Origin of the sequence: Kitasatospora sp. NPDC127111, assembly GCF_042677465.1 — a bacterium.
Classification (GTDB): domain Bacteria; phylum Actinomycetota; class Actinomycetes; order Streptomycetales; family Streptomycetaceae; genus Kitasatospora.
The window spans coordinates 1-25,393 of sequence record NZ_JBHXTG010000033.1; the positions used below are offsets into that span (position 1 = coordinate 1).

Sequence of the window (25,393 nt, forward strand, 5' to 3'; positions counted from 1 at the left end):
ACCGAGGTCGACGGCGTCCCCCTGGAACCCGGCTCGATGCTCTACCTCGGCACCGACCGCCGCCGACTCCCCCTCCACGCCCGCACCGACGCCACACTCCTCCTCCTCGGCGGCGAACCCTTCGACGAACACCTCGTCATGTGGTGGAACTTCATCGGCCGCACCAACGACGACATCGCCCGCGCCCGCACCGACTGGATGACCACCACCCGCTTCGGCGAAGTCCACGGCTACCACGGCGACCGCCTCCCCGCCCCCGAACTCCCCGCCACCCCCCTCAAACCCCGCGGCCGCGTCCGCTGACGTCCTCCGGGGACAGGCGCCCGGGCGGCCCGAAAAACCGGGCTGTCTGGTCGTCAACTGCCTGCCACACGTACCATGTTGGTCGGCGAACGAAGGGGGTGCGCGGTGGCCGACGGGGGTGCGGGTCCCGGGCGGCGGCTGGAGAACGCGATCGCGTGGGCGCTGCGGAACTCCGACGGCGTGGTCGCCTTCTGCGGGGCACTGGCGGTGGGGCTGCTCGACCTGTTCGGCGGCGGGCTCGGCGACAACGTGGTGTCCGGCGCGACCCTGCTGGTGCTGGCGGCGGTGGTGTACGGCTCGCTCGCCGAGCGCCGGCGCCGGATCTCCGACATCCGGGAGGCCACGGCCGGCGCCCGGCAGGCGCTGGACAACCTGACCTCGGTGCGGGAACTGGCCGGGGTGGAACTCGAACGGGCGCTTGAGCGGGCACGGTTGGACACCGACCGCTGGGTGTTCAAGGGCGGCACCGGCACCTACCTGCGGGCGGTCACCCTGCCCGAGTGCGTCCGGGAGGCGCGGCGGCGGCGCCGGTCGCTCACCGTCAAGATCGACATCGTGCACCCCGGCGACGAGCGGGCCTGCGCGGCCTACTCGCGGTTCCGGGAGACCTTCGGCAACCGGCCGGACGGCGCGCAGGCCGGTGGGTGGAGCGTGGAGCGGACCCGCAAGGAGTCGTACGCGACGGTGTTCGCGGCCGCCTGGTACCGGCAGCGGCTCGACACGCTGGAGATCGACGTCCACCTCTCGTCCGTCGTCCCGGCCCTGCGGTTCGACCTCTCCGCCTCCTGCCTGATCATCACCCAGGACGATCCCCGGCGGGTCAGCCTCTACGTCGAGCGGGGGCGGCCGCTCTACGACTACTACGTCACGGAGCTGCACCACTACCGGGAACAGGCGGTCAAGCTCGACCTCCGGGACGTCGAGCCGCTCAGTGACGACCCGACCGTCGACGAGGCCAGGCGGCTGTTCGAGCAGCTGGGCATCCGGCTGCCGGCGGCCTTCTCGGACGGGGACGTCGGCGACATCATCGACCGGGCGCTGCACGCGGAGAACCCGTACCGCAGGTAGCCGCCGGAGGGAGAAGACGATGGACGACCCCTTGCAGTCCTTCCCGCACCCCCGCACCCCCGCGTCCGCACCCGGCCGGGCTCCCGCTCCCGCTCCCGTTTCCACTCCCGCTCCCGCCGACCGCTCCCCGGAGCTCTACGCGACGCTCGACCGGGCCGCGGGGGACGCCCTCGCCGCGCCCGCCCTGGACGGCCTGGTCGGCGGGATCCTGGCCGAGGTCGCCTCCGGCGCGAGAGCCGTGCGGGCCGTCGCCCACCCGCTCGGCTTCTTCTGCCTGCCGGTCCTGCGCGACGGGGTGTTCGGGGTCTGCGTCCACGTCTTCGGCCCGGCCGCCGGCCGGCCGGGCACCACCGGGGGCCGCGGTCCGGGCCCGGACACCCGGGAGATCCACTGCCACAGTTGGGAGCTGAAGAGCAGCGTGCTGTACGGGCGGGTCGGCAACCTGCGGGTCACGGTGCACGACGAACCGGACCGGCCGACCCACCGCGCGTACGAGGTGCGCAGCGCGGCCGGCGCGGACGAGATCCGGCCGACCCCGCGGCTGGTGCGCTGGGAGGCGCTCGGTGAGCGGACCAGCACGCGCGGTGAGACGTACACCCTGGCGGCCGGCGAGTTCCACGCCACCGTCCTGCCCGGCGGCGCCCCGGCCGCCACGGTGGTGCTGGGACGCTCCGTGCCCGGGCCGGTGGACGTCGTCCTCGGCCCGGTCGACGGCACCGCCCGGCGGGTGGTGCGCCGGCAGTGCGACGCGGCCCGGACCGCCCGGATCGCCGAGGCGGCCGCCAGGAGGCTCACGGAGAGCGCCTGAGGGGCCCGGTCCACGGCCCGGAGGCCCCACCGGTCACAGGGGTCCCACCGGCTCGTCACCGACCGTGCGCGGACCGCCGCCGCCCACGCATCGATGGTCTGCGAATGTTTTCTGTGCAATACCTCCTCAACTTCGTTCAGGGAGAGGTAGATTGCAGCACACTCGGGCACGCGGAGCCGGCGTTGGCAACGGGTCCGATCGGCTTTCGCCGTGCCGGACCGACCACTGCTCCGGATGATGGGAGGGAGGCTCCGGCCTCCTGACCTGCATCAGTGCCTCGAGAACGTTCCCCATGGTCGTCCGTAGCGTGTAAGGAGCAACCTCGTGACCGACGCCGCGTTGAGCGCCGAGCAGCACCGGCCCGCCGAGCCTGCTGTGCTCGATGACGTCCCCGGGTGGTTCTGGGACCACGACCGCCACCTCTTCGAGTGGTTCCTCGCCCGCCAGGAGAAGGCGGGGGTCACCGGCGACCTGCTGGAGATGGGCGCCTACCTGGGGCGCAGCGCGATCGTGATCGGCAGCCACCTGCAGCCCGCCGAGACGTTCACGGTCTGTGACCTCTTCGACTCGGACGCCCCGGACGACGAGAACGCCGCCGAGATGGACATGTCCTACCGGAAGACGCTGACCCGGTCCGCGTTCGAGGACAACTACCTGTCGTTCCACCAGGAGCTGCCGGAGATCATCCAGGAGCCGACCTCCAGCCTGGCCGGCGGCCGGATACCGGCGGGTGCCTTCCGGTTCATCCACATCGACGCCTCGCACCTGTACGAGCACGTGGTGGGCGACCTCCAGGTGGCCCGGGTGGCGCTCCAGCCCCAGGGCGTGGTGGTCCTGGACGACTACCGTTCGGCGCACACGCCCGGCGTGGCCGCCGCGACCTGGGAGGCCGTGTTCAACCACGGGCTGAAGCCGATCGTGCTCACCGACTGCAAGTTCTACGGGACCTGGGGGGACCCGGAGCCCGCCCAGCGTGACCTGCTGGACCGGATCGGCCTGGCCGAGGGCTGCCAGCTCACCACGGAGACCCTGAACGGGCAGCAGGTGCTGCGGCTCGGCGGCAACTCGGAGGGCATCGCGCCGTTCCGGCCCTCCCGCCACCACGACCGGCTGGCCGCCGAGTCCGCCCGCCGTGAGGCCGAGGAGTCCCGTCGCGAGGCGCTGCGCGCCCAGGAGGCGGCCGCCGAGGACCTCGCCGTCCGCCGGGCCCGCGCCGCCGAGCGCCGGCGGCCGACCAACGTGGCCAAGCGCGTCGCGGGGGACCTCCTCCCGCCGGTCGTCACCTCCGCCATCCGCCGGGCCCGCCGGGGCTGACCGGCCCGGTCCGCATCGGGCCGGCCCGGCGGTACGCAGGCCGGCACCGAACGACGGCGGCAACGCGAGAGCGCCGGCCGGGGCGACCCCGACCGGCGCTCTCGCGCACGACGTACTCCGCTCAGACCCGCGAGGCCTCGCCCGCCTGGCGCGGCAGCGCGGCGCCCTCGGTCCCGGTCTCGGCGCCGGCCTCGGCGGCGAGCTCGTCCTTCACCGCGGCCAGGGACGGGTTGGCCCAGGCGCTGGCGACGCCCCAGTAGTAGAAGGCGAGGCCGATCGCGGCCACGACCAGCAGGTCCCAGCCCTCCGGCAGGTAACCCTGGCCGCCGAAGTCGGTCGAGCCGGCCCAGGAGACGGCGGCCATCACGAAGAGGTAGGCGACCATCCAGGCACCCGCCTTGAGGTGCGGCTTCAGCTCGGCGAACGGCTTGCGCAGCTCGTACCAGGCCCAGATCGGCAGGCCGGCGGCCATCAGCAGGATCACCTTGCCGGTCAGCGGCCAGCGGGCCCAGTAGAGCACCAGGGAGCCGAAGACCATGGCGACCGGGGCGATCACCGGCATCGCGCGCAGCCGGACCGGGCGCGGCAGCTCGGGGGCGAGGCGGCGCAGCGCCATCACGGCGACCGGGCCGGTGATGTACGAGATCACGGTGGCGACCGAGACGATCTCGGCGAGCGAGCCCCAGCCGCGGAAGACGGCGAGGAAGAGGAAGGCGATCAGCAGGTTGAGCAGCAGGGCGGGGCGCGGGATGCCGGTCTTGGCGTCCACCCGGCCGAAGACCGACGGCAGGTGGCCGTTCTCCTGCACGCCGTGGATCATGCGCGAGGTGGTGGCGGCGTAGATCATGCCGGTGCCGCTGGGGGAGACGAAGGCGTCCGCGTACAGCAGCAGTGCCAGCCAGTTCAGGCCCCAGGCGATCGACAGGTCGGCCAGCGGGGAGGTGTAGCCGAGGCCGCCCCAGCCGTTCGCCAGGTCGGCGGCCGGGACGGCGCCGAGGAAGGCGACCTGCAGCGCGACGTAGATCACCAGCGCGATCAGGATCGAGCCGATGACGGCCTTGGGCAGCGACTTGCCGGGGTTGCGGGCCTCGCCGGCCAGGTTGAGCGGGGACTGGAAGCCGTTGAACGCCCAGACGATGCCGGAGACGGCGACCGCCGTGAACACCGCGCTCCAGCCGTTCGGCGCGAAGCCGCCGTGGTCGGTGAAGTGCGCGGTGTCGAAGTGCGCCAGCAGCAGCGCGCCGGCCGTGAGGGTGGGGACGACCACCTTGAACACGGTGATCGCGGTGTTGGTCTTGGCGAACAGCGTGATCGCGAACCAGTTCAGCGCGAAGTAGCCGACCAGCAGCACGCTGGCCAGGGCGACCCCGCTGACGGTCAGTTCCTGGCCGTCGTACAGGTCCTTGGCCCAGCCGAACTTCCAGGAGCTCATGTACTGGACGGAGGCGGTCGCCTCGCCGGGGATCACCGAGACGATCGCGATCCAGTTGGCCCAGGCCGCCAGGTAGCCGGCCAGGGAGCCGTGCGAGTACTGGCCGTACCGCACCATCCCGCCGGCCTTGGGGAACATCGAGCCCAGCTCGCTGTAGGTCAGCGCGATGGTCAGCGCGACCGCGGCCCCGATCACCCAGGCGACGATCGACGCCGGCCCGGCCAGCCGCGCGGCGCGCTCCGCGCCGAACAGCCAGCCCGACCCGATGATCGAGCCGAGCCCGACGGCGGTCAGGCTGATGGTGCCGAGCGAGCGGCGGTAGTGCTGGTGGGATGCCGTCGCCGGCTCGGGCACGCTCAACGTATCGGTCCTTGTCGTCTCATCGGTGGCTTCGTCCGGGTCCGGACCCCACATCGGTCGGTGTCCGGATAAACGCACAGCAGGCTATGGTGCGAAATCGGACCAAAGCCTCAGATAAAGCTCAGATCGTTCGATCGTTGCCATCTCGTGTCCGACTATCGGACTCGCGAGCCCCCGGGTCTGAGCAGGTCTGAGCAGCTCAGGGCCGGTCCCGGCGGGGCGAGTGCGGCGCGTGCGGTGCGACCTGACGATGGAAAGCGGGGAAAAAAAAGAAATTCCCCGTGGGATCTCTTTCGAGTTCCCACGGGGAATTACCGGTGTCCGAGGGGGGACTTGAACCCCCACGCCCGATAAAGGGCACTAGCACCTCAAGCTAGCGCGTCTGCCATTCCGCCACCCGGACGGGGTGTGTGCTCCGGGGGCTTTTCTCTCGACCCCTCGGCGACAGAGAGAACATTACCAGGGTTCTGGAGTGCTTCTCACCTGCGTTTCCCCGGCGGGGATCACCGGGGTGACGGGGATGCATCGCGAGGGTGAGCGAAGTGGTGCTTCAGGGACGGGAACCGGTCGGGTTGTGACCGTCGCGCGATCGGAAGCGGCCGGGACCGATCCGACACGGTCAAGTTGTCGACGGTGCCACGGCGCCGGGGGCAGCTCTCCTAGCCTCTGTGGACCGAGGGCGCCATGAGCGGAACGCCTGATTCCCGGGGTCGCGGACGAAGGGCGGCTGGACGTGGAGCTGGAGCAGATCAGCGAGTCGGCGGAGGCCGGGCCGAGACGGCGCGGGGCCGGGCCGGTGGAGGGCGTGTGGCGGTTCGCGGTGCCGGCGGCGGAGGCGTCGGTGCCCCGGACCAGGCACGCGGTGCGGGACCGGCTGCTGGCCCAGGGCATGGCCGGGGTGCGGTACCAGGAGCTGGTGGACGACGTGCTGCTGATCGTCTCCGAGCTGGTGAGCAACGCCGTGACGCACGCCGCCGAGAAGTCCCCGGAGGTGACCACCGAGCTGGCGGTCCGCGACGGCTGGGTGCGGGTCTCGGTCGAGGACGGCGACCCGTACCGGCCGAAGGCGCTGGAGAGCGACACCGGGCGGACCGGCGGGCGGGGGCTGCTGCTGGTGAAGAGCGTGACGCTGCAGGCCGGCGGGGTCTGCGACGTGGAGCGGACGGGGGAGGGCGGCAAGGTCATCTGGGCCTCGCTGCCCGTCCCCCGGGAGGAGGCGGACCGCCGGACCCGGCCCTAGCAGCGGTGCTCCCGCCCGCCCCCGCCTACCAGTCGCGGCCGGCGATCTCCCGGATGCCCGGCAGCGCCGCCTCGAAGACCGTCCGGAACCACACCGAGAACGGCCGCTCCGCCTCCAGCTCGCGCAACTCCTCCGCGGTGACGAAGGCGAAGTCGTCCACCTCGTCCGGATCCGGCTGCACGTCCGCGGTGACCAGGCCGACGAAGAGGTGGTTCCACTCCCGCTCGATCAGGCCGGAGGCCTCGTCCGGCAGGTCGTAGCGGACGGTGCCGGCCTCGCAGAGCAGCGCCGGTGCGACGCCCAGCTCCTCCGCGGTGCGCCGGGCGGCGGCGACGAACGGCGGCTCGTCGGGGTAGGGGTGGCCGCAGCAGGTGTTCGACCAGACGCCGGGGGAGTGGTACTTGCCCAGGGCGCGGCGCTGGAGCAGCAGCCGGCCCTGCCGGTCGAAGAGGAAGACCGAGAACGCCCGGTGCAGCCGCCCCGGCTGCTGGTGGGCCCAGAGCTTCTCGGCGGTGCCGATCGTGACGCCCTCGTCGTCGACGAGCTCGAGCAGGATCTCGGGCGCGGAGGCGCCGGCCGTGGCCCGGAGGTCGGCCGTCACGTCGGTCTCCACGTCGAGACCGGTGTCGATCTCGGAGGTGAAGTGCGTCGGGTTGGTCGGCAGACTCTGGGGCATGAGGCCTCTTTCGGGGGCGATCGGAGCACCGGTGGCGTCGTGCCCCAGTGTGCCGTACGGGTGGCGGTGCACAGGGGTCCCACGCACAACCGGGCGGATCATGACCGTTCCCGGGCCGTTCCTGTCGTCGGAATGGGCGTCGGGCTAGCAGATCCGTTCGGAAACCGTTCGGCGCGCGTTCGATCCGGCGGGTCCGCGCGGCGGAACCGCCACCCCGGGCCGCACCCCTTCCCCACGACCGCCGCCCGCGCCCCGCCCGCCGCCCGCACCGCGGGGCCCGGCCCGCTCCGGCGGCCCGCCGCCCGCGCCCGGCCGCGTTCGGGCTGGTCGCCGTGGTCGCCTACCATCACTTAGGACACGGTGCCCGCATCCTCGCCGGTATCGGCGCGCCACCGCGACCGTCGGCGGCAGCGCACAGCACGACGGATCAGGAGACCCCGCATGATCGGCCTCGTTCTGGCAGCCGGCGCCGGCCGCCGACTGCGCCCGTACACCGACACCCTGCCCAAGGCGCTGGTGCCGGTCGACGGGGAGCGGACCGTCCTGGACCTCACGCTCGGCAACTTCGCCGAGGTCGGCCTGCGCGAGGCGGCGATCGTCGTCGGCTACCGCAAGGAGGCGGTGTACGACCGCAAGAGCGCGCTGGAGCGGAAGTACGGGGTCAAGCTCACCCTGGTCGAGAACGACAAGGCCGAGGAGTGGAACAACGCCTACTCCCTCTGGTGCGCCCGCGAGCTCTTCGCCGAGGGCCTGCTGCTCGCCAACGGTGACACCGTCCACCCGGCCTCCGTCCAGCGCACCATGCTGGAGGGCAACGCCCGGCTGACCGCCGAGGGCAACGCCCCGGGCATCCTGCTCGCCCTCGACACGGTGAAGAAGCTCGCCGACGAGGAGATGAAGGTCGTCGTCGACCCGGCCGCCGGCATGCGCCGCATCACCAAGCTGATGGACCCGGTCGAGGCCAGCGGCGAGTACATCGGCGTGACCGTGATCAACCCCGCCGCCGCCGCCGACCTCACCGACGCGCTGCGCGCCACCTACGAGCGCGACCCGCAGCTGTACTACGAGGACGGCTACCAGGAGATGGTCAACCGCGGCCTGCGGATCGACGTCCAGCCGATCGGCGAGGTCTCCTGGGTCGAGGTCGACAACCACGACGACCTGGCGAAGGCGCGGGAGATCGCGTGCCAGTACTGACCCGGCTGGTGCCGTCGCCGGTCTTCGTGGAGGTCCGCTCGGGGGCGCTGGACGCCCTCGGCGGCATCCTCGCGGACCAGCGGCTCTCCGCGTCGGGCCGGATCGCCGTGGCGATCAGCAACGGCTCCGGCGAGGTGCTGCGCCGGCGACTGGAGCCGGCGCTGCCCGGCGCCGACTGGTACAACGTCGACGACGGCAGCCTCGACAGCGCGGTCCGGCTGGCCGAGGAGATGCGCGGCGGGCACTACGACACCGTCGTGGCGCTCGGCGGCGGCAAGATCATCGACGCCGCCAAGTACGCCGCCGCCCGGGTCGGCCTGCCGCTGGTCGCGGTCGCCACCAACCTCGCCCACGACGGCATCTGCTCGCCCGTCTCCACCCTCGACAACGACGCCGGCCGGGGCTCCTACGGGGTGCCCAGCCCGATCGGCATCGTGGTCGACCTGGACGTGATCCGGCAGGCCCCGCCGCGCTTCGTGGCAGCCGGCATCGGCGACGTCATCTCCAACATCTCGGCGTGCGCCGACTGGGAGCTGTCGCAGGCCGAGACCGGTGAACGGGTGGACGGACTGGCCGTCGCGATGGCCCGTTCGGCGGGCGAGAACCTGCTGCGGCACCCAGGAAACCTCCAGGATCAGGACCTCCTCACCGCACTCGCGGAAGCCCTGGTACTGTCCGGCATCGCGATGAACATCGCGGGCAGCACCCGGCCCTCCTCGGGCGCCTGCCACGAGATCTCGCATGCCCTGGACGTGCTGTACCCCAAGCGGTCCGCCCAGCACGGCGAACAGGTCGGCCTCGGGGCGGCCTTCGCCAGCTTCCTGCGGGGCGAACGCGAGCTGACCGGTCTGATCGTGGAGCGCCTGGCGCGCCACGGACTGCCGGTGACCGCAGCTCAGATCGGGTTCAGCGAAGCGGAGTTCACCGAAGCGGTGCACTACGCTCCGAACACCCGTCCGGGTCGCTTCACCATCCTTGAGCACCTCGACCTCTCCCCTTCCGCAATCAGGGACGCGTACGCCGACTATGTCCAAGCCGTCAACAGCTGAGCCGTCCACGAAGGGCCCCTCCCCGGCCCCGGTGGACCTGACCCGCCGCCCCTCGATCGAGGAACTGCGCGCGGTGATCCACCCGGAGGGCATGCTCCAGCGCCGCAGCGCCGAGCACTGGGCGGGCCGCCTCTACATGCGGAAGATCTCGCTGCGGATCACCCGCGTGCTCTCCACCATGACGGCGATCACGCCCAACGGCCTGACCTACCTGATGATGTTCACCGGCATCCTCGCCGGTGCCGCCCTGGTCGTCCCCGGCCTGACCGGCGCGGTCCTCGGGGCCCTGCTCATCCAGGTCTACCTGCTGCTGGACTGCGTGGACGGCGAGGTGGCCCGCTGGCGCCGGCAGACCTCGCTCACCGGCGTCTACCTGGACCGGGTCGGCCACTACATGTCCGAGGCGGCCCTGCTGACCGGCCTCGGCCTGCGCGCCACCGACCTGCCGCACCGCGAGGGCGGCGGCTCCCACTGGGAGTGGGCCTTCCTCGGCACGCTGGCCGCGCTCGGCGCCATCCTGATCAAGTCCGAGACCGACCTGGTCGACGTGGCCCGTGCCCGCAGCGGCATGACGGCGGTCGAGGACAGCGCCTCGGTGCCGCGCTCGGCCGGGGTCGCCAAGGCCCGCCGGGTGGCGTCGCTGCTCAAGTTCCACCGGCTGGTCGGCGCGGTCGAGGCCTCGCTGTTCATCCTGGCCGCGGGCGTCGCGGACGCCGTGCACGGCGGACTGCTGTTCACCCGGCTCGCGGTGGTCGTGCTGGCCGCGATCGCCATGCTGCAGACCGTGCTGCACCTGCTGAGCATCGTCCTCTCCAGCAGGCTCCGGTGAGCGCCGTGACCGGGGACACCAGGACCGGGGCCGCCGACACCTTCCGGCTCGGCGCGGTCATCATCACCATGGGCAACCGCCCGGCCGAGCTGAACGCGCTGATCGAGTCGGTCCGCGCCCAGGAGGGGCCCGCCGTCGAGCTGGCCGTGGTCGCCAACGGCGCCCCGCTGCCGCCGCTGCCGGCGGACGTGCGCGCCGTCGAGCTGCCGGAGAACCTCGGCATCCCGGGCGGCCGCAACGTCGGCATCGAGCTCTTCGGCCGGGACGGCAAGGACGTCGACGCCGTCCTCTTCCTGGACGACGACGGCCACCTGCCGCGCACCGACTCGGCCCGCCTGCTGCGCGAGGCCTTCAGCGCCGACCCGGAGCTGGGCATCGTCAGCTTCCGGATCGCCGACCCGGACACCGGCGTCACCCAGCGCCGGCACGTCCCCCGGCTGCGCGCCAGCGACCCGCTGCGCTCCTCCCGGGTGACCACCTTCCTGGGCGGCGCCAGCGCCGTGCGCTGCACGGTGTTCGAGCAGGCCGGGCAGCTGCCCGCCGAGTTCTTCTACGCGCACGAGGAGACCGACCTCGCCTGGCGCGCGCTGGACGCCGGCTGGGCCATCGACTACCGGGCGGACGTGGTGCTGCACCACCCCACCACCTCGCCCGCCCGGCACGCCTCGTACTTCCACAACGTGGCCCGCAACAGGGTGTGGCTCGCCCGACGGAACCTTCCGGCCCTGTTCGTGCCTCTCTATCTGGGAACCTGGTTCCTGCTGACCCTGGCCCGCCGCCCCTCCCCCGAGGCGCTGAAGGCCTGGTGGGGCGGGTTCCGGGCGGGCTGGCGCGAACCCTGCGGTACGCGGCGGCCCATGCGATGGCGTACCGTTTGGCGACTGACCAGGCTGGGCCGGCCACCGGTCATCTGACCTGTTCGATGACCGTACGGCCGGACGATCGGACCGGTCGTACAGCCGTACGGTCGGCCGATCGCTGCGGCCGGTGACCACACACCGGCCGGACTCCCCCGTGATCCCAGTGGATCCCCATCGGCGCAAGGCCGGCGGACCCCCGCCGACCGGCCCGCCCCGACCCGATCCCGCGCGAAGGACGAATGTGTCGACAGTGAGTGAACCCGTCAGCCTCTCAGCCCCGAGGGGGGCGGACGCGGGCCTGACCCCCAAGCAGCTTGCGGACAAGTACGGTCTGGCGGTCAGCGGCAGACGGCCCGGCCTGTTCGCCTACACCAAGCAGCTGTGGGCCCGGCGTCACTTCATCTGGGCCTTCGCCACCGCCCGCCTGGTGGCCCAGTACACCGACGCCAAGCTCGGCCAGCTCTGGCAGGTCGTGACCCCGCTGCTGAACTGCGCGGTGTTCTACCTGGTCTTCGGTGTGATCCTGAAGAGCAAGGACGGGTTCCCTGAGGGCACCTACACCGCCTGGCTCTGCATCGGCGTCTTCGTCTTCCAGTTCACCCAGAACGCGGTGCAGTCCGGTACCCGGGCGATCTCCGACAACCTCGGGCTGATCCGCGCCCTGCACTTCCCCCGGGCCTCGCTGCCGATCGCCTTCACCGTGATCCAGCTCCAGCAGCTGCTGATCTCGATGGTCGTCCTGGTCGGTGTCGTGCTGGCCAGCGGCATCGCCCCGGGCCGGACCTGGCTGGCGGTGATCCCGGCGCTGCTCCTGCAGTCGATGTTCAACACCGGCGTGGCCCTGGTCATGGCGCGGATCGGCTCCAAGACCAGCGACATCTCCCAGCTGATCCCGTTCGCGATGCGCGCCTGGATGTTCCTGTCCGGCGTGATGTTCAGCATCCAGGACAAGATCAACGGCTGGCCGCCGCTCTGGCAGAAGGTGATGCAGCTCAACCCGGCGTCGGTCTACATGGACCTGCTCCGGCACGCCTTCGCGCCGGTCATCTACAACAAGCACATCCCCCAGCACCAGGTGCTCCCGCCGCACCAGTGGCTCTACGGCATCGGCTGGGCGGTCGGGATGTTCGTCATCGGATTCGTCTTCTTCTGGAAGGCCGAGGAGGAGTACGGCCGTGGCTGACACCGACCTGGGAAAGAGCCTGTCCGTGCAGGACACCGACGTCGCCCGCGAGCCCACCGTGGTCGTCGACGACGTGCACATCGTCTACCGGGTGCACGGCGCCGGCTCGGGCAAGGGCAGCGCCACCTCCGCGATGAGCCGCATCATCAGCCGCAAGCGCGGCGCCGGCGTGCGCGAGGTGCACGCGGTGAAGGGCATCAGCTTCACCGCGTACAAGGGCGAGGCGATCGGCCTGATCGGCTCCAACGGCTCCGGCAAGTCGACCATGCTGGCGGCCATCGCCGGCCTGCTGCCGACCGAGAAGGGCGGCATCTACACCAACGGCCAGCCCTCGCTGCTGGGCGTCAACGCCGCGCTGATGAACGAGCTCACCGGTGAGCGCAACGTCATCCTCGGCTGCCTGGCGATGGGGATGACCCCCGCCCAGGTGAAGGCGCGCTACCAGGAGATCGTCGACTTCTCCGGCATCAACGACAAGGGCGACTTCATCTCCCTGCCGATGCGCACCTACTCCTCCGGCATGGGCGCCCGCCTGCGGTTCTCCATCGCCGCGGCGAAGACCCACGACGTGCTGCTCATCGACGAGGCGCTGGCCACCGGCGACCAGGCGTTCCAGCAGCGCAGCAAGCGGCGGATCGACGAGCTGCGGGGCTCCGCCGGTACGGTCTTCCTGGTCAGCCACGACAACAACTCGATCCGCGAGGTCTGCGAGCGGACCATCTGGATCGAGGCCGGCGAGCTGGTCATGGACGGTCCGACCGAGGAGGTCGTGGGCCGTTACGAGCGCGGCGAGCGGCCGTAGCCCCCGGGCGACGCGCGGAGGGGCCGGTACCGGGACTGCCCGGTACCGGCCCCTCCGCGCGTCGCCCCCCGCCGTTGAACCCCTGCCGGGTGCCCCCGGCCCGCGCGGCCGAGCCGGGCGCCCCCGCGGTACCCCGGGTGGCCCGCCGCTGCGCGGGTGAGTGCCCCGCGCGCCGGGCGGGGCGGCCTTCTCCGGCGCGGCCGGTGGTGCCAGGCTGTAAGGCGCGGGGGTGGTGTGTCGGACGGGACTCCCGGTATCGGACGCGTGTCCGACTCGGGGTGGTCGCAGGGAGCGGTGTAGAACGGGGGAGTGACTTCAGTGTCGGCTTCGGCCCAGCCCAGCAGTGAACCCGTGGACCGTTCGGCGGGGGCGACCCTGGACAAGGCGAGCGCGGAGAACTTCCCGGTCGCCCCGTTCTTCCTGCCCGCCGCCTGGCGCGACGACCTGATGGCGGTCTACGGCTTCGCGCGCCTGGTGGACGACGCCGGCGACGGCGACCTGGCCGACCCGGCCGGCACCGCCGGTCTGCTCGGGGTCGCCGAACGGCCGCCGGCCGCCGGATCCGACCCCTCGGCCACTCCTTCGGCCCAGCCCGGCCCGCCCGGTCCGGCCGAGGTCGCCTTCCGGCTCGCCCTGCTCGACGGCCTGGAGCGGGACCTCGACCGGGTGTTCGAGGCGGTCCTGCACCCCGGCGCCGCCGAGGCCCCCCGCCACCCGCTGATGCGCGCCCTCGTCCCGCTGGTGGACCGGCGGGCGCTGACCCCCGAGCCGTTCCGCCGTCTGATCGAGGCCAACCGGGTGGACCAGACCACCGCCCGCTACGCCACCTACGAGGACCTGATCGGCTACTGCACGCTCTCCGCCGACCCGGTCGGCCGCCTGGTGCTGGCCATCGCCGGCTGCGCGGCCCCGGAGCGGATCGAGCTCTCCGACGCGGTGTGCAGCGCTCTCCAGGTGGTCGAGCACCTCCAGGACGTGGCCGAGGACCTCGCCCGCGGCCGGATCTACCTCCCCGCCGAGGACCTGGACCGGTTCGGCGTCACCGAAGCGGACCTCGCCGCCCCGAGCGCCGACGGCGCCGTCCGTGAGCTGGTCGCCTTCGAGGCCGCCCGGGCCCGCACCCTGCTCGACCGCGGCGCGCCATTGGTAGGTACGGTTCGGGGGAGGCTTCGACTGCTCCTGGCGGGATTCACCGCCGGCGGGTACGCGGCCCTGGCGGCCATCGAGGCCGCCGGGTACGACGTGCTCGCCCAGCGGGCGAAGCCCGACAAGCGCCGCCTCGCAGCGAAGGCGGCGGCCATCTTCGCGAAGGGAAGGTGAACGCCCGAGTGGCGGCATCACCACTGGCGTCGGCGCAGGTCATGGCGGCGTACCGGTACTGCGAGGCAGTCACCGGACTGCAGGCCCGCAACTTCAGCTACGGCATCCGCCTGCTGCCGGAGCCGAAGCGGCTGGCCATGTCGGCCCTGTACGCCCTGGCCCGCCGGGTCGACGACATCGGCGACGGGGAGCTCCCCGCCGACCGCAAGGCCGAGGCGCTGCTGCGCACCCGCGAGCTGCTGGACGAGATCCGCGCCGGAGCGGTCGCCGAGGACGACACCGACCCGATCAAGGTCGCCCTGGCGGACGCCGCCCGGCGCTTCCCGATCCCGCTCGGCGGCTTCGACGAGCTGATCGACGGCGTCGAGATGGACCTCAAGGGCGCCGAGTACCAGACGTACGAGGAGCTCAAGGTCTACTGCCGGTGCGTCGCGGGCGCGATCGGCCGGCTGTCGCTCGGCGTCTACGGCTGCGAGGACCCGGAGCGCGGCGCGCACTACGCCGACACCCTGGGCCTGGCCCTGCAGCTCACCAACATCCTGCGCGACCTGCGCGAGGACGCCCTGAACGGCCGGACGTACCTGCCCGCCGAGGACCTCGCCCGGTTCGGCTGCGAGCAGGGCTTCGCGCTGCCGAGGCCGCCGGCCGGCGCGGACTTCACCGGTCTGGTGGCCTTCGAGGCCGCCCGCGCCCAGGCGGCCTTCGAGGAGGGCCTGCGGCTGCTGCCGATGCTGGACCGCCGCAGCCGGGCCTGCACCGCGGCGATGGCCGGCATCTACCACCGGCTGCTCGGCCGGATCGCCGCCGATCCGGAGTCGGTGCTGCGCGGCCGCGTCTCGCTGCCGGGCTGGGAGAAGGCGTACGTGGCGCTTTCCGGGCTCGCCGGGGGGCGTTCTTGATTCTCGCCGCAGTTCTGTCACGCTGTGTCAGCGGGGAATCACTGCTGGGTGGGCCCGTGTTGTCCACCAGGATGGGCACGACGTCGACCACGAGCGCCCCGGCCGGACCGGGTGCCGGACACGAGGGGGAGGGCCGATGACCGGGCGAGCCGATGCCGCGCGCCCGGCCTCCGTCGTGGTCGGCGGCGGCCTGGCGGGCATCACCGCCGCGCTGCGGCTGGCCGAGGCCGGCCACCGGGTCACCCTGGCCGAGGGCCGCCCCCGGCTGGGCGGGCTGGCCTTCTCCTTCCAGCGCGGCGAGCTGACCGTCGACAACGGCCAGCACGTCTACCTGCGCTGCTGCACCGCCTACCGCGGCCTGCTCGACCGGCTCGGCGCGAGCCGGCTGGTCCACCTCCAGGACCGGCTCGACGTGCCGGTGCTCGGCGTGTCCGGGCCCGACGCGGCCCCGGTGCGCACGCTCGGCCGGCTCCGCAGGGCCGGCCTGCCCGTCCCGCTGCACCTGGCCGGCAGCCTGGCCCGCTACCCGCACCTGGGCCCGGCCGACCGGGCCCGGGTGGTCCGCGGCGCGCTCGCCCTCAAGGGTCTCGACCTCGCCGACCCGGCGCTGGACGCCGTCTCCTTCGGCGCCTGGCTGCGCCGCAACGGGCAGAACGAGCGCACCGTCGCCGCGCTGTGGGACCTCGTCGGCGTCGCCACCCTGAACGCCCGCGCCGAGCAGGTGTCACTGGCGCTGGCCGCGATGGTCTTCAAGACCGGCCTGCTCTCCGACCCGGGCGCCTCCGACATCGGCATGGCCGCCGTCCCGCTCGGCACCATCCACCACGACCGGGCGCTCGCCGAGCTGGAGCGCGCCGGCGTGAAGGTGCTGCTGCGCGCCCGGGTGACCGAGCTCAAGCCCGCCGCCCCGCAGCACGCCGTCCGGCTGGAGGGCGACGAACTGCTCACCGCCGACACCGTCGTGCTGGCCGGCGCCCAGGACACCGCCGCCGCCCTGCTGCCGCCGGACGCCGTCGAGGGGCAGCGGCGGCTCGCCGGGTTCGGCACCGCGCCGATCCTCAACGTGCACGTGGTCTACGACCGCAAGGTGCTGCGCAAGCCCTTCTTCGCCGCGCTCGGCTCGCCGGTGCAGTGGGTCTTCGACCGCACCGCGCACTCCGGCCTGGCCGGCACCGGGCTGGGCGAGGCCCACCCGGACGCCCAGTACCTGGCGCTCTCGCAGTCCGCCGTCCAGGACGAGATCGACCTGCCGGTCGCCGAGCTGCGCCGCCGCTACCTGCCGGAACTGGCCCGGTTGCTGCCCGCCGCCGGCCGGGCCGAGGTGCTGGACTTCTTCGTCACCCGCGAGCGCACCGCCACCTTCGACCCGGCCCCGGGCACCGCCGCGCTGCGCCCGTCCGCCCGGACGAACGTCCCCGGCCTGCTGCTGGCCGGCGCGTGGACGGCCACCGGATGGCCCGCGACCATGGAAGGTGCCGTGCGCAGCGGCCACGCCGCGGCCGACGCGGCGCTCGCCGGCGCCGGCACCAGGCTCCCGGTGGACCACGGCGACGGGAGGTGGCCCAGGTGACGCAGGGCCCCGCCGTCGGCGACCCCGCGAGAGCCGCCGGCCCCGACGCCGGCCAGGCCGGCCGTACCGGTCTCATCGACATCGCAAGCGCCCGGCCGTCCCGTGCGGCCCGGCACCACCAGGGAGAGGGAACGCACGTGGAGTCACGCACCGGCACTGCCGTCGGAGGCACGGCGCACGCCGCACCGGTCTCGGTGCCGGAGCTGCTCAACCGCAGCCGCACGCTCTGCACCCCGCCGCTGAAGGCCGCCGTCGCCCGTTTGGCCGCACCGATGGACACCGTCGCGGCCTACCACTTCGGCTGGATCGACCGGAACGGCACGCCGGTCGCGGGGGACGGCGGCAAGGCCGTCCGCCCGGCCCTGGCGCTGCTCTCCGCCCAGGCCGTCGGCGCCCCGGCGGAGGCCGGAGTGCCCGGTGGGGTCGCTGTTGAACTGGTGCACAACTTCTCCCTCCTCCATGATGATCTGATGGACGGTGACGAGACCAGACGGCACCGGGCCACCGCCTGGACGGTCTTCGGTCCGGCCCAGGCGATCCTGGTCGGCGATGCCCTGGCGACGCTCGGTACGGAGGTGCTCCTCGACGCCGGGGTGACCGGCGTGGCGAGCGCCACCGACGCCGCGCGTGCCGTCCGGTTGCTCACCACCGCCACCCGCGGGCTCATCGACGGCCAGGCCATGGACGTCGCCTTCGAGCAGCGGGACAGCGTCACCGTCGCCGAATGCCTGGAGATGGAGGGCGGCAAGACCGCCGCCCTGCTCGCCGCCGCCTCCGCCATCGGCGCCGTCCTGGCCGGCGCCGACGACCGGGTGTCGGGGGCCCTCCAGCGCTACGGCCACCACCTGGGCCTGGCCTTCCAGGCGGTGGACGACCTGCTCGGGATCTGGGGTGCCACCGAGGTCACCGGCAAGCCGCACTGGGGCGACCTGCGCCAGCGCAAGAAGTCCCTGCCGGTCGCCGCCGCCCTCGCCGAGGGCGGCGGCGCCTCCCGGCGGCTCGCCGAACAGCTGGCCGACCCGAAGGGACGCGGCGAGGAGAGCGAGCCCGAGCTCGCCGCCCGCGCCGCCCTGATCGAGGAGGCCGGAGGCCGCGCCTGGACCCAGGAGGAGGCCCGCCGCCAGCACACGACTGCCCTCGCCGCCCTGGACGAGGTGCCCATGTCCGACGCGGTGCGCGAGCACTTCGTCGCACTCGCCGAATTCGTGGTGGTACGAGAGAGGTGACGTTACGTTGACAGCAACCGCGGACGGCCGGCTCGACCCTGAGTACGATTCCGAGCCGGTCGCGGTGGGCGACCGCCCCCCGGCGCTGCTGAGCGCCGGGCGGTGGCAGCCCGAAGGGCCCGGAGCGCCCGGCCCCGACGGCCGGGACCGACCGAAGACCGGGCCCGCCTCCGCCGAGGAGGCACTGGCCCGCGCCACCACCCACCTGCTCTCCTTGCAGAGCTCCGAGGGCTGGTGGAAGGGCGACCTCGAAACCAACGTCACCATGGACGCCGAGGACTTACTGCTCCGACAGTTCCTCGGCATCCGGACGGAGGAGCAGACCAAGGCCACCGCCGAGTGGATCCGCTCCCAGCAGCGCGAGGACGGCACCTGGGCCACCTTCCACGGCGGCCCGGCCGAACTCTCCACCACCGTCGAGGCGTACGTCGCCCTCAAACTGGCCGGCGACGACCCGAACGCCCCGCACATGCTCGCCGCCGCCCGCTACGTCCGCTCCGCCGGCGGCATCGCGGCCGCCCGGGTCTTCACCCGGATCTGGCTCGCCCTGTTCGGCTGGTGGCCCTGGGAACGGCTGCCCGAGATGCCGCCCGAGATCATCTTCCTGCCCAAGTGGCTCCCGCTGAACATCTACGCCTTCGGGTGCTGGGCCCGCCAGACCATCGTGCCGCTGACCATCGTCTCGGCCCACCGCCCCGTCCGCCACGCGCCCTTCCCGCTCACCGAGCTGCACACCGACCCGGACCGGCCCTTCCCCGAGCGCCCCCTCGCCCCCGCCACCACCTGGGACGGCATCTTCGAACGCCTGGACAAGGTGCTGCACGCCTACCACCGCCGGGCACTGCGCCCGCTGCGCCGGCTCGCCGTCGCCCAGGCCTGCCGCTGGATCGTCGAACGGCAGGAGGCGGACGGCTGCTGGGGCGGTATCCAGCCGCCCGCCGTCTACTCGCTGATCGCCCTGCACCTCGAAGGCTACGAGCTCGACCACCCGGTGATGCAGGCCGGGCTCTCCTCCTTCGACCGCTTCACCGTGCACACCGAGGACGGCCGGCGCTGGCTGGAGGCCTGCCAGTCCCCGGTCTGGGACACCTGCCTGGCCACCATCGCCCTGGTCGACGCCGGCCTGCCCGCCGACCACCCCGCGCTGGTCTCGGCCGTCGACTGGATGCTCGGCGAGGAGATCACCCGCCGTGGCGACTGGTCCGTCCGGCGGCCCTCGCTCGCCCCCGGCGGCTGGGCCTTCGAGTTCGAGAACGACACCTACCCGGACATCGACGACACCGCCGAGGTGGTGCTCGCGCTGTGCCGGGTCGCCCACCCCGACCCCGCCAAGGTCGGCGGCGCGGTCGACCGCGGCGTCGGCTGGAACCTCGGCATGCAGTCCAAGAACGGTGCCTGGGGCGCGTTCGACGTCGACAACACCAGCACCCTGCCCAACAAGCTGCCGTTCTGCGACTTCGGCGAGGTGGTCGACCCGCCCTCCGCCGACGTCACCGCCCACGTGGTGGAGATGCTCGCCGAGGTCGGCAAGGCCAAGGACCCGCGCACCCGCCGCGGCGTCGAGTGGCTGCTGCGCAACCAGGAGGCCGACGGCTCCTGGTTCGGCCGCTGGGGCACCAACTACATCTACGGCACCGGCTCGGTGCTGCCCGCCCTGGTCGCGGCCGGCGTCCCGGACGAGCACCCGGCGGTGCGCCGCGCCGTCCGCTGGCTGGAGGACCGGCAGAACACCGACGGCGGCTGGGGCGAGGACATGCGCTCCTACGAGGATCCGGCCCGCTGGGCCGGGCGCGGCGACTCCACCGCCTCGCAGACCGCCTGGGCGCTGATGGCGCTGCTCGCGGCCGGCGAGGGCCCGGACGGCCGGGCCAACCCGGCGGTCGAGGGCGGCGTCGACTGGCTGGTCCGCACCCAGCTGCCCGAGGGCACCTGGGACGAGCCGCAGTTCACCGGCACCGGCTTCCCGTGGGACTTCTCCATCAACTACCACCTGTACCGGCTGGTCTTCCCGGTCACCGCGCTCGGCCGGTACCTGCACGGCAGCCCGGCCACCGGCCGGGAGACCAGCACCCCGGCGATCGGGGCGGCCCGGTGAACCGTGCCCCGCTGCTGGTCCTCTGCGCGCTCGGCCCCGAGGTCTGGGCCCTGCGCGGAGGGGACTGGCGCGGCGCGGCCGGCGGCCCGCCGGTGCTCGTCCGCACCGGGGTCGGCCGGCGGCGGGCCGCGCACGCCGTCCGACGGCTGCTCACCTCGGCCCCCGGCGGCTACGGCGCCGTCGTGGTGGCCGGCTTCGGGGCGGCCGTCGCACCGGGAATGACGCCCGGCGACGTGATCGTCGCGAACGGGGTGCGCGACGCCGAGGGGAACCTCTTCCCCGTCGACTCGGGACCGGAGCTCACCCGGGCCCTCCGACTGCGCGGCCTGACCGCCCACTCCGGAGTGCACCACACCGCCGACCACGTGGTGCGCGGCCTGGAACGGCGCGCCCTCCACCTGCAGGGCGCACTCGCGGTGGACATGGAGGCCGCCGCGGTGCTCGCCGCCCTGCACGAACTCCGCCCAGCCCTGCCCGCGGCCGTCCTGCGGGTCGTCGTCGACACCCCCGAGCACGAGCTGCTGCGCCCGGGCACCCTGCCGGCCGGCGTCCGGGCCTGGCGCACCCTGCGGGCCACCGTGCCCGCCCTGGTCGACTGGCACGAACGGAACCGGCCGGGCCGCGGCGGCCCGGTGGCCGGCACCCGGCACCACCCCACATCCTCGACGCTCCCCCAGGAGGCGAGCTAGCCATGGCCATGCCGTTGCGCCAGACCGTGCGGGTCGGCACCTACCTCATGCAGCAGAAGCTCAAGCGGCGGGACAAGTTCCCGCTGATCGTCGAACTGGAACCGCTCTTCGCCTGCAACCTGGCCTGCGAGGGGTGCGGCAAGATCCAGCACCCGGCGGGCGTGCTGAAGCAGCGGATGCCGGTCGCCCAGGCGGTCGGCGCGGTGCTGGAGTCCGGCGCTCCGATGGTCTCGATCGCCGGCGGCGAGCCGCTCATGCACCCGCAGATCGACGAGATCGTGCGGCAGCTGGTCGAGCGCCGCAAGTACGTCTTCCTCTGCACCAACGCGCTGCTGCTGCGCAAGAAGCTGGACCGGTTCAAGCCCTCGCCCTACTTCACGTTCACCGTGCACATCGACGGGCTGCGCGAGCGGCACGACGCCTCGGTGGCCAAGGAGGGCACCTTCGACGAGGCCGTCGAGGCGATCAAGGAGGCCAAGCGCCGGGGCTTCCGGGTGACCACCAACTCCACCTTCTTCAACACCGACACCCCGCAGACCATCATCGACGTGCTCGACTACCTGAACGACGAGCTCAAGGTGGACGAGATGATGATCTCCCCGGCGTTCGCCTACGAGAAGGCACCCGACCAGGAGCACTTCCTCGGCGTCGACCAGACCAGGGACCTGTTCCGCAAGACCTTCGCCGGCGGCAACCGGCGGCGCTGGCGGCTCAACCACAGCCCGCTCTTCCTGGACTTCCTGGAGGGCAAGGTCGACTTCGAGTGCACCGCCTGGGGCATCCCCAACTACTCGCTGTTCGGCTGGCAACGCCCCTGCTACCTGATGGCCGACGGCTACGTCCCCACCTACCGCGAACTGATCGAGAAGACCGACTGGTCCAAGTACGGCCGCGGCAAGGACGCCCGCTGCGCCAACTGCATGGCGCACTGCGGCTACGAGCCGACCGCCGTCCTCGCCACCATGGGCTCCCTCAAGGAGTCGCTGCGCGCGATCACCGAGACCGTCAACGCCAACCGCGGCCACTGAGCACGTCCCGCCCGGCACGGGAGCAGCCCCTGTGCCGGGCGACCCGCCACAGGGGGGCACCACCGCACCGCTCCGAGTCGTGAGGTGAACACATGCCACTGCTCTCCAGCGTCAAGTCGCCGGCCGACCTGCGGAAGATCCCGGCCGCCGACCTCCCGCTCCTCGCCGACGAGATCCGCGAGTTCCTGATCGACGCCGTCACCCGGACCGGCGGCCACCTCGGCCCGAACCTCGGGGTGGTGGAGCTGACCATCGCCCTGCACCGGGTCTTCGACTCGCCCTACGACCGGATCGTCTGGGACACCGGACACCAGAGCTACGTCCACAAACTGCTCACCGGCCGCCAGGACTTCTCCAGACTGCGCGGCAAGGGCGGCCTGTCCGGCTATCCCTCCCGCGCCGAGTCCGAACACGACCTGGTCGAGAACTCGCACGCCTCCACCGCGCTCTCCTACGCCGACGGCCTCGCCAAGGCGGCCCGGCTGCTCGGGCAGCACGACCGGCAGACCGTCGCGGTGATCGGCGACGGCGCGCTCACCGGCGGCCTCGCCTGGGAGGCGCTCAACAACATCGCCGAGGCGCGCGACCGCCCGCTGGTCATCGTGGTCAACGACAACGAGCGCTCCTACGCGAGAACCGTCGGCGGCCTCGCCAACCACCTCGCCACCCTGCGCACCACCCAGGGCTACGAACGCTTCCTCGCCCTCGGCAAGGAGGCGCTGCAGCGCACCCCGCTGGTCGGCCAGCCGATCTTCGACGCGCTGCACGGGGCCAAGAAGGGCTTCAAGGACGCCTTCGCCCCGCAGGGCATGTTCGAGGACCTCGGGCTCAAGTACCTCGGGCCGATCGACGGCCACGACCTGGCCGCCGTGGAGCAGGCGCTGCGCCAGGCACGCGGCTTCGGCGGCCCGGTGATCGTGCACTGCCTGACCGTCAAGGGCCGCGGCTACCGCCCGGCCGAGCAGGACGAGGCGGACCGCTTCCACGCGGTGGGCCCGATCGACCCCTACACCTGCCTGCCCGTCTCGCCCAACGGTGGGACCTCCTGGACGTCCGTCTTCGGCGAGGAGATGCTCGCGCTCGGGGCGGAGCGGCCCGACGTGGTGGCGATCACCGCCGCGATGCTCCAGCCGGTCGGGCTGGCCAAGTTCGCCAAGGCCTTCCCGGAGCGGACCTTCGACGTCGGGATCGCCGAGCAGCACGCCGTGACCAGCGCGGCCGGGCTGGCCACCGGCGGGCTGCACCCGGTCGTCGCGGTGTACGCGACGTTCCTCAACCGGGCCTTCGACCAGGTGCTGATGGACGTCGCCCTGCACAGGCTGGGCGTCACCTTCGTCCTGGACCGCTCCGGGGTGACCGGCCCGGACGGCGCCTCGCACAACGGCATGTGGGACCTGTCGATCCTGCAGGTCGTCCCCGGTCTGCGGCTGGCCGCGCCGCGCGACGCCGAGCAGCTGCGCGCGCAGCTGCGCGAGGCGGTGGACGTCCCGGACGCGCCGACCGTGGTGCGGTTCCCGAAGGCGAACATCGGGCCGGTCGTGCCCGCCGTCGAGCGGATCGGCGGGCTGGACGTCCTGCTGCGGACCGGCGAGCTGCCGGAGATCCTGCTGGTCACGGTCGGGACGACCGCGGGCGCCGGGTTGGACGCGGCCCGGCTGCTGCTCGCCGAGGGGTTCACGGCGACCGTGGTCGACCCGCGCTGGGTCAAGCCGGTCGACCCCGCGCTGCCCGCGCTGGCCGCCGCGCACCGGCTGGTCGTCACGGTCGAGGACAACGGTCGGACCGGCGGGGTCGGCGCCGCGATCGCCCAGGCCCTGCGGGACGCCGAGGTGGACGTGCCGGTGCGGGTGCTCGGACTGCCGCAGCGGTTCCTCGGGCACGCCTCCCGCGGCGAGATCCTCGAGGAGACCGGGCTGACCGGCACCGGGGTCGCCGCCCAGACCGCCGCCTTCGCCAAGAACCTGCTACCGACCCGAGGAGCGAACCAGCGCCATGCCGGCTGAACCAGACCCGACCGAGGCCCGTTTCGATCTCGCCGCGCTGATCGCCGAACGCGGCGGCGAGCGCTACGAGTTGCACGGCCGCTACCTCAACCCGCAGCTGCCGCGGATGCTGCACACCATCGGCTTCGACAAGTACTACGAGCGCGCCCAGGGTCCGTACTTCTACGACGCCGAGGGCAACGAGTACCTCGACATGCTGGCCGGCTTCGGCATCTTCGCGCTCGGCCGGCACCACCCGGTGGTGCGCTCGGCGATCCAGCAGGTGATGGACCTCGGCCTGCCCGACCTGGTCCGCTTCGACTGCTCGCCGCTGCCCGGCCTGCTCGCCGAGCGGCTGCTCTCCCACGCGCCCGGGCTGGACCGCGTCTTCTTCGGCAACAGCGGGACGGAGGCGGTCGAGACGGCGCTCAAGTTCGCCCGGTACGCCACCGGGCGGCGGCGGATCCTCTTCGCGGACCACGCGTTCCACGGGCTGACCGCCGGCTCGCTCTCGGTCAACGGCGAGAGCGGCTTCCGCAAGGGCTTCGACCCGCTGCTGCCGGACACCGCCGTCCCGCTCGGCGATCTCGCGGCGCTGGCCAAGGAGTTGAAGAAGGGCGACGTCGCGGCGCTGATCGTGGAGCCGATCCAGGGCAAGGGCGTGCAGGCGCCGCCGCCCGGTTGGCTGCGGGCGGCGCAGGAGCTGCTGCACGAGCACCGGGCGCTGCTGATCTGCGACGAGGTGCAGACCGGCATCGGCCGGACCGGGGACTTCTTCGCCTACCAGCACGAGGAGGGCGTGCTGCCGGACCTGGTCTGCGCGGCGAAGGCGCTCTCCGGCGGCTACGTGCCGGTCGGGGCGACCCTCGGCAAGGGCTGGATCTTCGAGAAGGTGTACTCCTCGATGGACCGGGTGCTGGTGCACTCGGCCAGCTTCGGTTCCAACGCGCAGGCGATGGCGGCCGGGCTGGCGACGCTGGAGGTGATGCGGGACGAGAAGGTCGTGGAGAACGCCCGCCGGGTCGGCGACGTGTTCCGGGAGCGGCTGACCGCGCTGGTCGACAAGTACGAGATGCTGGCCGAGGTCCGCGGCCGCGGCCTGATGATCGGCATCGAGTTCGGCCGGCCGAAGTCACTGAAGCTGCGGACCGGGTGGACGGCGCTGCAGGCGGCGCGCAAGGGGCTGTTCGCCCAGATGGTGGTGGTGCCGTTGCTGCAGCGGCACCGGATCCTGACGCAGGTGTCCGGTGACCACCTGGAAGTGATCAAACTGATCCCACCCCTGATCATCACCGAGCGGGACGTCGACCGGTTCCTGGACGCCTTCACCGACGTGATGGACGACGCGCACCGCGGGAGCGGCCTGATGTGGGACTTCGGGCGGACGCTGGTGAAGCAGGCGGTCGGCAACCGCTGAGCGGGGTGCGGGGTGGGAGGCCGGGAGGGCCGCCCACCCCGCGGGA

Annotated in this window: 22 protein-coding genes and 1 tRNA gene; 20 read left to right on the forward strand and 3 right to left on the reverse strand. The window is 72.9% G+C overall.

Going from position 1 to position 25,393, the window contains the following annotated elements; all coding sequences use genetic code 11:
* The 4 genes from ACFVHB_RS20720 to ACFVHB_RS20735 all read left to right on the forward strand — a co-directional run.
* Window positions 1-303: pirin-like C-terminal cupin domain-containing protein (locus ACFVHB_RS20720; RefSeq protein WP_380323986.1), on the forward strand; the 303-nt coding region annotated here is incomplete at its 5' end.
* Window positions 304-408: 105 nt separating this feature from the next.
* Window positions 409-1,371: a hypothetical protein gene (locus ACFVHB_RS20725; RefSeq protein WP_380323989.1), complete on the forward strand. Its 963-nt coding sequence runs from the start codon at window positions 409-411 to the stop codon at window positions 1,369-1,371.
* 19 nt (window positions 1,372-1,390) lie between these two features.
* Window positions 1,391-2,179: a hypothetical protein gene (locus tag ACFVHB_RS20730; protein ID WP_380323992.1), complete on the forward strand. Its 789-nt coding sequence runs from the start codon at window positions 1,391-1,393 to the stop codon at window positions 2,177-2,179.
* Window positions 2,180-2,503: 324 nt separating this feature from the next.
* Complete coding sequence (locus tag ACFVHB_RS20735) at window positions 2,504-3,493, forward strand: class I SAM-dependent methyltransferase (RefSeq protein ID WP_380323995.1); 990 nt, start codon at window positions 2,504-2,506, stop codon at window positions 3,491-3,493.
* A gap of 121 nt (window positions 3,494-3,614) precedes the next feature.
* On the opposite strand, the gene ACFVHB_RS20740 is transcribed toward ACFVHB_RS20735, so the two are convergent.
* Window positions 3,615-5,339 (reverse strand): APC family permease, encoded by a 1,725-nt coding sequence (locus ACFVHB_RS20740; RefSeq protein ID WP_380323998.1) that lies wholly within the window; start codon window positions 5,337-5,339, stop codon window positions 3,615-3,617.
* Window positions 5,340-5,603: 264 nt separating this feature from the next.
* Window positions 5,604-5,688: transfer RNA gene (locus tag ACFVHB_RS20745), tRNA-Leu, on the reverse strand.
* A 336-nt stretch (window positions 5,689-6,024) separates the two neighbouring features.
* Between ACFVHB_RS20745 and ACFVHB_RS20750 the strand changes: the two genes are divergently transcribed.
* On the forward strand, window positions 6,025-6,525 hold the full coding sequence (locus tag ACFVHB_RS20750; protein ID WP_380324163.1) for an ATP-binding protein: 501 nt from the start codon (window positions 6,025-6,027) through the stop codon (window positions 6,523-6,525).
* 25 nt (window positions 6,526-6,550) lie between these two features.
* Here ACFVHB_RS20750 and idi read toward each other — a convergent pair whose 3' ends face one another.
* Window positions 6,551-7,201 carry an isopentenyl-diphosphate Delta-isomerase gene (gene idi / locus ACFVHB_RS20755; protein WP_380324001.1) on the reverse strand — a complete coding sequence of 217 codons (651 nt, stop codon included), beginning with the start codon at window positions 7,199-7,201 and terminating at the stop codon, window positions 6,551-6,553.
* A gap of 441 nt (window positions 7,202-7,642) precedes the next feature.
* Here idi and ACFVHB_RS20760 point away from each other — a divergent pair, with 441 nt between their 5' ends.
* From ACFVHB_RS20760 to ACFVHB_RS20830, 15 genes are all read left to right on the forward strand, one after another.
* On the forward strand, window positions 7,643-8,398 hold the full coding sequence (locus ACFVHB_RS20760; RefSeq protein WP_380324004.1) for a sugar phosphate nucleotidyltransferase: 756 nt from the start codon (window positions 7,643-7,645) through the stop codon (window positions 8,396-8,398).
* Window positions 8,386-9,447: an iron-containing alcohol dehydrogenase family protein gene (locus ACFVHB_RS20765; protein ID WP_380324007.1), complete on the forward strand. Its 1,062-nt coding sequence runs from the start codon at window positions 8,386-8,388 to the stop codon at window positions 9,445-9,447. Before ACFVHB_RS20760 ends, ACFVHB_RS20765 begins: the two co-directional genes overlap by 13 nt.
* A gap of 91 nt (window positions 9,448-9,538) precedes the next feature.
* Window positions 9,539-10,276, forward strand: coding sequence for a CDP-alcohol phosphatidyltransferase family protein (locus ACFVHB_RS20770; RefSeq protein WP_380324166.1), 738 nt, complete (start codon window positions 9,539-9,541; stop codon window positions 10,274-10,276).
* 68 nt (window positions 10,277-10,344) lie between these two features.
* Window positions 10,345-11,190, forward strand: a complete 846-nt coding sequence (locus tag ACFVHB_RS20775) for a glycosyltransferase family 2 protein (protein ID WP_380324169.1) — start codon at window positions 10,345-10,347, stop codon at window positions 11,188-11,190.
* Window positions 11,191-11,377: 187 nt separating this feature from the next.
* Entirely contained in the window at window positions 11,378-12,319 is a 942-nt protein-coding gene (locus tag ACFVHB_RS20780) for an ABC transporter permease (protein ID WP_380324010.1), read from the forward strand.
* Complete coding sequence (locus tag ACFVHB_RS20785; RefSeq protein WP_380324013.1) at window positions 12,312-13,121, forward strand: ABC transporter ATP-binding protein; 810 nt, start codon at window positions 12,312-12,314, stop codon at window positions 13,119-13,121. Before ACFVHB_RS20780 ends, ACFVHB_RS20785 begins: the two co-directional genes overlap by 8 nt.
* A gap of 351 nt (window positions 13,122-13,472) precedes the next feature.
* The gene (hpnC, locus tag ACFVHB_RS20790; RefSeq protein WP_380324016.1) at window positions 13,473-14,441 is read left to right on the forward strand and encodes a squalene synthase HpnC; all 969 of its coding nucleotides are present in this window, start codon (window positions 13,473-13,475) and stop codon (window positions 14,439-14,441) included.
* Between the two features lie 41 nt (window positions 14,442-14,482).
* Complete coding sequence (gene hpnD, locus ACFVHB_RS20795; RefSeq protein ID WP_380324172.1) at window positions 14,483-15,340, forward strand: presqualene diphosphate synthase HpnD; 858 nt, start codon at window positions 14,483-14,485, stop codon at window positions 15,338-15,340.
* A 136-nt stretch (window positions 15,341-15,476) separates the two neighbouring features.
* Complete coding sequence (gene hpnE / locus ACFVHB_RS20800; RefSeq protein ID WP_380324019.1) at window positions 15,477-16,910, forward strand: hydroxysqualene dehydroxylase HpnE; 1,434 nt, start codon at window positions 15,477-15,479, stop codon at window positions 16,908-16,910.
* A 137-nt stretch (window positions 16,911-17,047) separates the two neighbouring features.
* A complete protein-coding gene (locus ACFVHB_RS20805; protein ID WP_380324022.1) occupies window positions 17,048-18,136 on the forward strand; it encodes a polyprenyl synthetase family protein in 1,089 nt (362 codons plus the stop codon).
* A gap of 7 nt (window positions 18,137-18,143) precedes the next feature.
* Window positions 18,144-20,231: a squalene--hopene cyclase gene (shc, locus tag ACFVHB_RS20810; protein ID WP_380324025.1), complete on the forward strand. Its 2,088-nt coding sequence runs from the start codon at window positions 18,144-18,146 to the stop codon at window positions 20,229-20,231.
* On the forward strand, window positions 20,228-20,920 hold the full coding sequence (locus tag ACFVHB_RS20815) for a 1-hydroxy-2-methyl-2-butenyl 4-diphosphate reductase (protein ID WP_380324028.1): 693 nt from the start codon (window positions 20,228-20,230) through the stop codon (window positions 20,918-20,920). The genes shc and ACFVHB_RS20815 overlap by 4 nt, the downstream gene beginning before the upstream one ends.
* Before the next feature lie 2 nt (window positions 20,921-20,922).
* Complete coding sequence (gene hpnH / locus ACFVHB_RS20820) at window positions 20,923-21,948, forward strand: adenosyl-hopene transferase HpnH (protein ID WP_380324031.1); 1,026 nt, start codon at window positions 20,923-20,925, stop codon at window positions 21,946-21,948.
* Window positions 21,949-22,040: 92 nt separating this feature from the next.
* Complete coding sequence (gene dxs / locus ACFVHB_RS20825; protein WP_380324034.1) at window positions 22,041-23,951, forward strand: 1-deoxy-D-xylulose-5-phosphate synthase; 1,911 nt, start codon at window positions 22,041-22,043, stop codon at window positions 23,949-23,951.
* Window positions 23,941-25,347, forward strand: coding sequence for an aspartate aminotransferase family protein (locus tag ACFVHB_RS20830; protein WP_380324037.1), 1,407 nt, complete (start codon window positions 23,941-23,943; stop codon window positions 25,345-25,347). The genes dxs and ACFVHB_RS20830 overlap by 11 nt, the downstream gene beginning before the upstream one ends.
* Window positions 25,348-25,393 lie beyond the last annotated feature (46 nt).